10 protein-coding genes are annotated in these 9,169 nt (G+C 58.7%); 4 read left to right on the top strand and 6 right to left on the bottom strand.

The window, feature by feature from the left end; translation table 11 throughout:
* Nucleotides 1-269: 269 nt before the first annotated feature.
* Nucleotides 270-1,271 carry an AraC family transcriptional regulator gene (locus HY308_02330; protein MBI3897115.1) on the bottom strand — a complete coding sequence of 334 codons (1,002 nt, stop codon included), beginning with the start codon at nucleotides 1,269-1,271 and terminating at the stop codon, nucleotides 270-272.
* A gap of 162 nt (nucleotides 1,272-1,433) precedes the next feature.
* Here HY308_02330 and HY308_02325 point away from each other — a divergent pair, with 162 nt between their 5' ends.
* A complete protein-coding gene (locus tag HY308_02325) occupies nucleotides 1,434-2,009 on the top strand; it encodes an ester cyclase (protein MBI3897114.1) in 576 nt (191 codons plus the stop codon).
* Nucleotides 2,010-2,026: 17 nt separating this feature from the next.
* Nucleotides 2,027-2,866: an NmrA family NAD(P)-binding protein gene (locus HY308_02320; protein MBI3897113.1), complete on the top strand. Its 840-nt coding sequence runs from the start codon at nucleotides 2,027-2,029 to the stop codon at nucleotides 2,864-2,866.
* Nucleotides 2,867-3,014: 148 nt separating this feature from the next.
* Here the strand turns inward: HY308_02320 and HY308_02315 are convergent, their stop codons facing one another.
* From HY308_02315 to HY308_02305, 3 genes are all read right to left on the bottom strand, one after another.
* Entirely contained in the window at nucleotides 3,015-3,626 is a 612-nt protein-coding gene (locus tag HY308_02315) for a pyridoxamine 5'-phosphate oxidase family protein (GenBank protein MBI3897112.1), read from the bottom strand.
* An 81-nt stretch (nucleotides 3,627-3,707) separates the two neighbouring features.
* Nucleotides 3,708-4,268, bottom strand: coding sequence for a carboxymuconolactone decarboxylase family protein (locus tag HY308_02310; GenBank protein MBI3897111.1), 561 nt, complete (start codon nucleotides 4,266-4,268; stop codon nucleotides 3,708-3,710).
* A 325-nt stretch (nucleotides 4,269-4,593) separates the two neighbouring features.
* Nucleotides 4,594-5,025 carry an Rrf2 family transcriptional regulator gene (locus HY308_02305; GenBank protein ID MBI3897110.1) on the bottom strand — a complete coding sequence of 144 codons (432 nt, stop codon included), beginning with the start codon at nucleotides 5,023-5,025 and terminating at the stop codon, nucleotides 4,594-4,596.
* Between the two features lie 117 nt (nucleotides 5,026-5,142).
* On the opposite strand from HY308_02305, the gene gstA reads away from it, so the two are divergent.
* On the top strand, nucleotides 5,143-5,751 hold the full coding sequence (gene gstA / locus HY308_02300; protein ID MBI3897109.1) for a glutathione transferase GstA: 609 nt from the start codon (nucleotides 5,143-5,145) through the stop codon (nucleotides 5,749-5,751).
* Between the two features lie 59 nt (nucleotides 5,752-5,810).
* On the opposite strand, the gene HY308_02295 is transcribed toward gstA, so the two are convergent.
* Both HY308_02295 and HY308_02290 read right to left on the bottom strand, forming a co-directional pair.
* Entirely contained in the window at nucleotides 5,811-7,268 is a 1,458-nt protein-coding gene (locus HY308_02295) for a HAMP domain-containing protein (protein MBI3897108.1), read from the bottom strand.
* Complete coding sequence (locus HY308_02290; GenBank protein ID MBI3897107.1) at nucleotides 7,265-7,993, bottom strand: response regulator transcription factor; 729 nt, start codon at nucleotides 7,991-7,993, stop codon at nucleotides 7,265-7,267. Before HY308_02290 ends, HY308_02295 begins: the two co-directional genes overlap by 4 nt.
* A 198-nt stretch (nucleotides 7,994-8,191) precedes the next feature.
* Here HY308_02290 and HY308_02285 point away from each other — a divergent pair, with 198 nt between their 5' ends.
* A complete protein-coding gene (locus tag HY308_02285; GenBank protein MBI3897106.1) occupies nucleotides 8,192-9,031 on the top strand; it encodes a beta-propeller fold lactonase family protein in 840 nt (279 codons plus the stop codon).
* Nucleotides 9,032-9,169 lie beyond the last annotated feature (138 nt).

Below are 9,169 nucleotides of genomic sequence, written 5' to 3'. Positions count from 1 at the left end.
AAGGGGGAGGAGTCAATCGTGGCATCTGTTGTCGATGGCGCTTAAGTAAGTGCCATTCTGTCCCGCGTCATTAATTCACTAAGGAATTCCCGGACGCTTGATGTCGTGTCACCCTCTTCCCTTGCGGGAGGTGGGAATGCAACAAGGGAGAGGGGAAAGCTATGGAGAGGGGAAAGCTATAAGGTTCCCCCTCTCCCCCGGCCCCTCTCCCGCAAGGGGAGAGGGGAGTGGCTAGCGATATATTTATTCGACGACAATAACTCGGGACACTAGCGTGTCGCGCGGCGCGACGGTGCGGCGGGCGTTGCGGCGATGGGATTATCGCGTTGCGTTTCTTGGCGGCGCATCGCTCCCGGTGCGGCGCCGATGAATCGTTTGAAGGCGCGGCTGAATGCGGCTTCCGATTGATAATCCAAGCGACTGGCGATCTCGCCAACGCTAAGGTTGTCTTCGCGTAGCCACATTAGCGCGAGATGCATGCGCCAGCGGGCGACGTATTGCATCGCCGGTTCGCCGACCAGCTCGGTGAAGCGCGCGGCGAAGGCCGAGCGCGACATCGCCACCTCGGCGGCGAGCGACTCGACGGTCCACGGGCGTGTCGCGTCCTGATGAATCGCGGCGATGGCACAACCGATTTGCGGATCGCGCAGTGCGCCGAGCCAACCGCCTTGCGCTTGCGGATCTTGCTCGATCCAAGCGCGGATCGCTTGGATCACTAAGATGTCGGCCAATCGGGTGATGACGGTTTCGCCGCCCGGTCGACGTGCGCGCGCTTCCGAGGCGATGAAGCGCAACGTGCTCGATAGCCAGTCGGTCGATTCGAAGCCTTTGGCTTTTAGATGGATCACCTTCGGCAACAGTGTCATCAATCGTTGCGCCGCTGGATGGTCGAACATGACTTCGCCGCAAATCAATATAGTTGTGTCGCCGCCACCGCCATAATTCAACGTCGAGTAGCGATCGTTCACGTGTTGCAACGGTAACTGCGCAAGCGGTACCGCCGGTGTCGTCGGGGTATCACCTAAGCGCTGCCCGCGACCGTGTGGGACCAGCGCGAGATCGCCCGGCTCTAGTAGCACGCGCTCGGCATCTTCGACCTCGAGCCAACAATGACCCGCGGTAACGACGTGAAATCCGATACAACCCCGTACCGCCGGCACCGCCAGCGCCCACGGCGCGCTCAGCTCCGATCGGCAATAAAACATGCCAGACATCCGCAAGAAGTGGAGCGCTTCGCCGAGGGGATCGGTCGACTGGAGAGGGTTTTTCATGCCGGCGGAGTATGGATATCGTTTAACTTTTTGTCCATAAATTGTGGACAAAAAGGCAATAAATAGAGACAAGACAGCATGTACCGTCCATGTATCGCCCCTTAGGATCCGTTTCCAGCGCCTCTACTTGCGGAGCGCTTATACCAATGAGGAGCGAATCGAATGTCTTCCCTACCTATTAAGAGCGTTTTGCGCTCAAAAACCGCAGCTGCTATTGCCGGTGCGTTGCTGACGATGGGTTTGCTAACAACGGGCTGTGCGAGCAATGCCGCCTCCACTGACGCCATGCCTAAAGCGGAAATGGCGCATATGACTGCAGAGCAGAACCGAAAAGTATTCCACCGCGTCATCGATGAAGGGCTCAACGCACACAGCACCAAGGTGCTGGACGAAGTTGTCGCCGCTAATTTTGTCGACCATACCCTCCCGCCGGAGACACCGCCCGGCCCGGCCGCGCTCAAGCAATTTTTCACGTACTTCTGGACCGCGTTCCCGGACATTCAGTTTACGTTCGAGGATGAAGTCGTCGAAGGCAATAAGATTGCCGGCCGCGGTTACTTCACGGGTACGCACAAAGGCGAGTTCCAAGGCATCGCTCCGACCGGTAAGAAAATTAAAGTCGCGTTCATGGACGAGTGGCGCTTCGAGAACGGCAAGTGGGTCGAGTACTGGGGCCAGTTTGATTCGGCGAGTTTGATGCAGCAACTCGGCGTAATGCCGAAGACCGCTGCCAAGTAATAGAGGAGAGCACAAAAATGTTTACTGTATTTGGTGCTACTGGCAATACCGGCTCGGCGGTCGCACGTACGCTGCTCGATCACGGCAAAAAAATTCGTGTGGTCGTGCGCGACGTTAACACGGCCGCGCCGTGGCGCGAGCGTGGTGCCGACGTAGTAGTCGGCACGCTTAGCGACGAGCGTGTCATCGAATCGGCATTGCGCGATGTCGAGGGTGCGTACTTGCTACTGCCACCGGATTGGTCATCGAACGCGGTTGTAAAAGGCCGCGCCACCACGTCCGATCTTCTATCCAGCGTCATTGCCCGCGCCAAGCCGCGGCGCGTTGTCTTCCTGTCGTCGTACGCCAGTTACAACTTCGGCGAGCTCTACGCCGAAGAGAAGATCGGGCCGATGGCGGGCGTGACGTTTCTGCGCGCATCGTACTTCATGAACAATTGGGGCGGTGTCCTAGCGGCGGCAAAAACCGAGGGGGTATTGCCGACGTTTTTACGGCCTGACCGCAAGGTTCCAACGGTGTGGGCCGACGATATCGGCGTCACCGCGGCGCAGTTGCTCATGGCAGCAGCGGCGCCGGACAAAATGGTCGAGTTCACCGGGCCGCAGGAGTACAGCGCCGATGATGTGGCGGAGGTCTTATCGTCGATTCTCGGTAAAAAAGTGAAGCCGGTCGCATTGCCGAACGATGCCGTCGTGCCGACGTTCACCGGCATGGGAATCTCGCACGACTTTTCTGAGCTGTTTCGACGGTTTTATGCCGACATCGACAGCGGCAAAGTGAAGTGGCAGCATCCACAATCGGTAATGCGGGGTCAGACGACCATCGAGTCGGCGTTACGGCGCATGCTCAACGTCTGATCGTATAACGGCGGCTCTCTCCGGGTTACAAACTAGAAAAAGCTTGCAACAACGTTCCCCTCTCCCGCTTGCGGGAGAGGGGCTAGGGGAGAGGGAGCATTCGTGGCGTTTTCAACAGCGCTATCTCAAAAAAGATAACTTCTAAGCACTAACCCTCGTCGGATCCCGACCGCGCCAGCGCGCGCTCAAGCTCCGCAATTCGCGCCTCGTAGTCTTCGACTATTCGCGCCACCTTCGTCGCCGGCACCAGCTGCGGAATATGTTGTGGGCAATTGGCATCCCAGGCCTCGATTCGGAACACGATGACGCGCTCGGGCTTCGCTTTGTAATCAGTGGGCAAGAGCCGTGACTGCAACGCGGCATCATCGTCGATTACCTTCGCCTTCCCCCAGAACTTGATTCGTTGACGGTGCTCGTAGTCCATGAGAAACAGGAACGCGCGATCGTTCTCGCTCAGATTGCCGGTCGTGATGTATTGTTTGTTGCCCCGATAGTCGACGAAGCCCAAGGTCTTCTCATCGAGGACACGTAGAAATCCTTTCGGCCCGCCGCGGTGTTGGAGGTATGGCTGTCCTTCGGCGCTTGCCGTTGCCAGATACAAGCTGTCCCGTTCGGCGATAAACGCAGCGAGTTCCGGTGTGACTCGGTCCAACCAGCCACCGCGTTGCTCCATCCGTGAGTACGCCTCGCGCGATCCCAGGCGTTCCTGTTGTGCTTTCACCGCCGGCGTAAACGCAATGTCGCTAGTAGGTTTCTGCATGGTCGTAACTCCTGACTGGAACACCAGCGGAATCGCTGTTCCGCCGACGTCCCCGGCCAACTCTACAACTGTCGGCAGTTTCTAGGCCAAAACCGCCGACGTTTCACCCAGAAGCGGCACCTTCGGAAAATCGATGTCGACCTGCGTGGCCTTCCCGAGAATATTCGTGAAGATGTTCATCGCTACCACTGTAATGATTTCAACGATCTCCGCATCACTCAGGCTAGCGGCGCGCGCGGCGTCGAACTGGCGAATGCTAATCTCGCCCCTACCTTCATTTAGTTCCTTGGCCAATGCTACGGCCGCCGCCGCTTTGGCATTGGCCGATTTACCTTGGCGGTTTAGAAGCATCTCTTCAGTCGACAACCCGGCGCCGCGGCCGATGGCGGTGTGCGCCGACACGCAATATTGGCAACCGTTGTCCTCGGCGACCGCGAGCGCGATCCGCTCCTGTGTTTGCTTGTCGAGCGAAATCGCGCCGACGCCAGCGTACAGGCCGAGAAAGCCGCCGAGCGCCTTCGGCGAATTGGCAAGAACACGGATGAAGTTAGGGACGATGCCGAGCTGCGTGTGTACCGCGTCGAGCAGTTGCTTCGCTTCGCCGTCGGCGGTTTTCGGATCGATGATTTTTACACGAGTCATAGGGGGGAGGGCTGGGGTGGGGGTGGGTTTTTTACTCGGTTATCGCTGCCATAAAACCCACCCCCCTCCCAACCTCCCCCCTGAAGGGGGAGGAGTCAATCGTGGCATCTGTTGTCGATGGCGCTTAAGTAAGTGCCATTCGGCTCTCGACCTATTTTCAACGGGAGCGTTGATCGTAGTTGACGACCTTGGGTTACTGACGCACAGGCAGCTGCCGTGTTGTGTAACTGTGTTAGTTACATTATATTAATTGCATGCCGCTACGCAACCCCGCCAGTGAATCGATCCGCCGCCTCCTTGCGCCAACCGGTGCGGTTGCTGCCGATTAGCGGGCGCGGCCGTGCTTCTCGATCTTCCGCACTACCTGCGCAATCGAAACGCCGGCCAATTCGGCTTCCATGGCTTGTTGCGCGCGCTCAAAGGTAACGCGCAGGACCGGTTGTATGTGGCTGCCGACCGGGCAGATATCGCTGGGTTGTTTTCGATGAAAGGTAAACAACTCTTCCTGTTCGACCGCGCGAAAGATATCCAACAGCGAGATGGCATCGGGTGTACGCGCCAGCATCGCGCCGCCGCCTTGGCCAAGTTGCGTACGCGACAAACCGGCGTCGTGCAGCATCGACAGAATGCGGCGAATAACGGCCGGGTTAGTGCTGGCGCTGTAAGCCAGTTTTTCCGACGTGACCGGTTCGCCCTTGTGCATGGCGATCGCCGTGAGTACGTGGACTGCAACGGCAAAGCGACTACTCGTGGGCATTGGCTGCTCCGGGATCGGGTATTCGTCGTCATTTTACTTCATCACGCGCTCATTCCATGGAAGTGGCGCGTGCCAACTGCAACTTACTTTTCACCACCAAATAAGAGGATCGTTCCCATGAAGCTCTATTACACCCCCGGCGTTTGCTCGCTATCTCCACACATCGTCGCTCGCGAGGCCGGAATTCCGCTCGACCTCATTAAGGTTGACATAAAGACTCACAAAACGGAGGCAGGGGAAGACTATTACGCGATTAATCCACGCGGCTACGTTCCGGTACTCGAACTTGAGGATGGTACACGGATGCGCGAAGGTGCGGTGTTAGTTCAGTTCCTCGCCGACAAGGCACCGACGACGGGCTTGCTACCGCCGGCCGGCAGCGTTGAACGTCTGCAGGTTCAAGAATGGTTGACCTACATCGGCACCGAGCTGCACAAACAGTTCTACTGGTTGTTTCATTCCGGCCCGGATGATGTACAAAAAGCCCAGCGTGCGAAGATTGCCAAGGGCTTAGCCGAATTGGATGCGCATTTTGCGACGCGCCAATACTTGATGGGCGATCGGTTTACCGTTGCCGACGCCTACGCGTTTACCATCGTTAGTTGGTGCAACTGGTCCGACATTGATCTAACGCCGTATCCGCATCTCGGCGCCTTCTTGGCGCGTGTCGCCGCGCGGCCGAAGGTACAGGAAGCGTTAAGGGCAGAGGGGTTGTTGAAGAACTAAACGTCGATGCAACGACCCAGACACCGAGATTGTCGTTCGGTGTCTGGGTCGGTTCTGTCTTATGACTGCGCCGGCAGCGCGAAGCTGAAGGTGGTGCCGAGTCCTGGTGTGCTCGCTACCGTCATGCGTGCGCCGTGCAGCATGAGAATGCGATTGGCGATCAAAAGGCCGAGCCCGCCGTTGCGTCGGCTCGGTGTCTGCCGCAGCGGTGAGCCGCGTTCGAATAGGTCGGGCAGGTATTCGGCGGCGATGCCGATACCGGTATCGGCGACACGCACCTCGACGCCGGCATCGCTTGGCGTCGTTTCCAAGCGGATTTCGCCGCCAGCGTCGGTATGGCGGATAGCGTTGTCGATGAGGTTGGTGATTACGCGCTCGATCATGCCGATGTCGCCGCGCACGAACAGATTTTGCGGATGCGTCGCCGCCGTCAGGCGTACATCTTTATCGGCGGCCGTCAGCGAAAATTTTTGGGCGATATCTTGCATCAGTTCCGGTAACGAAAAGATCTCCGGGCGCGGCAATGTTTCTTCGCATTCCAACCGCGCCAACTCGAACAGTTGTTGCGACAGCTTGGCAACGCGGTGGCTGTGGCGTACGGCGACGTCGAGATACTGCCGACGTTCGGTTGCCGATAAGTTGTCGCCGATGCGCGCAAGTGTTTCGAGATAATTCTGCATCGATGTGAGCGGCGTACGCAGATCGTGCGACACGTTGGCGACCAGTTCGCGACGCAAACCGTCTTGACGCTTGAGCTCGGTCATCTGTGCGGCCAGGCGTTGACGCATGTGGTCGAACGCGAGCGCTAGCCGGCCGATCTCGTCAGTAGTGTCGCGTGGTGTCGTCGTCCGCGGCGCGTCATCGCCATTTTCGAACTCCGTTACCGAGTGCGTCAGCCGATCGAGCGGCCGCGTTATGCGACCAAACGCGATCAGTCCTACTAGCAGCGCCAACGCCAACGCCGCCGCACCGATAGCCGCTGCCGTCTGCCACAAATATTGCCGACGCGCGTTGTCGGCCAGTTGGCTGTACCTATCGCCGAGCAACACGATATATAAATATCCGGTGGTGCGGCCGTCGTGCCGAATCGGGGTCACACTGAACACTTCTTCGCGGGCGGCGTTGCGCGGATCGTCGCCGACGATGGGCAACGACTGGCCGTCGAGAAAAGCCTGGATCGGCGCGAGCGCTACGTGCTTGCGCGCGAGCCGACCGTCCGCCGGCGAGTAGGCGAGGACCGTGCCGTCGGCGTCGAGCAAATAAACCTCGATGAGCGGATTAACCGCCATCGCCATATGGAACACGTCTTCGACGGCTTTGCGATCGATGCCGTTGGTGTCGATCAGCGGTTCATGCCGGGCGATATGGTCGGCTAAGCCGCGGCTCAAGCGCTGGAGGATATCGTGTTGCTGGTGCTTGGCGGTTGCGTACGCCACCCAGCCGAGGGTAGCGCCGAAGCCGAGCAACACCGCGGCGAAGACGAGCGCGATACGACTGTAGAGCGATTTCGGTGTCACGCGTCGTCTCCGCGGTGGTTCGCGGGATCGACAAATTTATAACCCATGCCCCATACCGTCAGGATGTACGTCGGTCGTGCCGGATTCGGCTCGATTTTCATGCGCAGACGGTTGATATGCGAGTTCACCGTATGCTCGTAGCCGTCGTGCGAGTAGCCCCACACCTGATCCAACAGTTCCATCCGATTGACGGCGCGTCCGGGATTACGCGCAAAGAACAGCAATAGCTCGAACTCGCGCGCGGTCATGTCGATCACTGCACCATTGAGCTGAACCTCGCGTGCTACCGGGTCGATGGTGAGCGGCCCATGGCGAATGACACCGGCGAGCGTCGCCGCGCGTTGCTCGGCTGCTTCCATGCGCCGCAATACCGCGCGCACGCGCGCCGTCAGTTCCGGTAGCGAGAACGGCTTGGTCAAATAATCGTCGGCACCGAGCTCGAGACCGAGCACGCGGTCGGTTTCAGTGACTTTGGCGCTGACGATGATGATCGGCAAATAATCCGACAGCCGTCGTACCTCACGGCACACTTCCCAGCCATCCATCCCCGGCAGCATTAAATCGAGCAGCAGCAGATTGTGGCGCTCACGTTGTAACCGTCCGAGTCCGGCTTCGCCGTCGCGTTCGAGCGTTACCGCAAAGCCGTCGTTACGCAAATTGAGTTCGAGCATCCGCGAGATATCGATGTCGTCCTCGATAACCAAAATTCGTCGTTGTTCTTGCATGCGTCGTGGCGGCTTGTCGTTTGTCGTCGCCGTATCAGAGTGCGGCCGCCGCCGTAGCGTCAAATCAAATTTATGTGATCTTTGCATGAGGACTCTGTGACCTCCGTAGTTGCAGACTGCGCCAGCTCGTTAGCGGTAATCGCCGACGATATCCCAATGTCGATCGGACCATTGGTTTCCCAAAAAAGGAGAATGCGCATGCAACGTTTATTTTCGTTAGCGACCGTTTCCATCCTGGCGTTGTCGTCCGGATTCGCGGCACCGGCTAACGCCGACAACAAAAACAAAGTCGTCGGCGCGGTCTATACCGCGACCAACGCGCCATCGGGCAACGCCATCCTGGCATTTAGTCGCGGCAGAGACGGCAACCTTACAGCGGCCGGCGAATTCGCGACCGGCGGTAACGGCACCGGCAAGGGGCTGGGTAATCAAGGCGCGCTGGCGTTGGATTCCAGCAATCAGTGGTTATTGGCGGTGAATGCCGGCAGCAGCGAGCTTTCCGTGTTTGCGATCGATGATGAGGGACTCGCGCTTACCGACAAGACGCCGAGCGGCGGTCAAACGCCAGTCAGTGTCGCCGTACATCGCAATCTCGTGTACGTCCTAAACGCTGGCAGCGACAACCTCAGCGGCTTTCGCCTTAATCGTCGCGGCGAGCTGAAATCGTTAGCCGACTCGACGCGTCCGTTGAGCGGGCATGGCACCGGCGCCGCCGAAGTGCAGTTCAACGCCGATGGCGACACGTTGGTCGTCACAGAAAAGGCGACCGGCAATATTTTGATTTACGCCGTCGGCGATGACGGCCTGTTGAGTACGCCGACGATCGTTTCGTCACCGGCGCCGACGCCGTTCGGCTTTGCTTTTAATAAGCGCGATCAATTCTTCGTCTCCGAAGCGGCCGGCGGTCAGCCGAACGTCAGCTCGGTGTCGTCTTACCGCTTACGCGATGGTGTCGTCGGGCTCGTCACCGCCGCCGCGCCTACGCACCAGACTGCCGCTTGCTGGGTAGTCGTCACCGACAACGGCCGTCATGCCTAGAAGTGGCCCCGTTCGTTAAGACACTTTTCCACCAACGATAAAGTGATAGCTCTGTCGACTATGCTGCCTGGGACGACGGCAACCAATTCAAGTACACGGTATCCGGCGTCTGCCCGTCAAGCGACGAGTGCGGCCGGC

The sequence above is a fragment of the Gammaproteobacteria bacterium genome, from assembly GCA_016199745.1.
Classification (GTDB): domain Bacteria; phylum Pseudomonadota; class Gammaproteobacteria; order Acidiferrobacterales; family Sulfurifustaceae; genus JACQFZ01.
The sequence above is the reverse complement of the archived record's forward strand: the minus strand, read 5'-3'. Positions and strand labels throughout refer to the sequence as shown.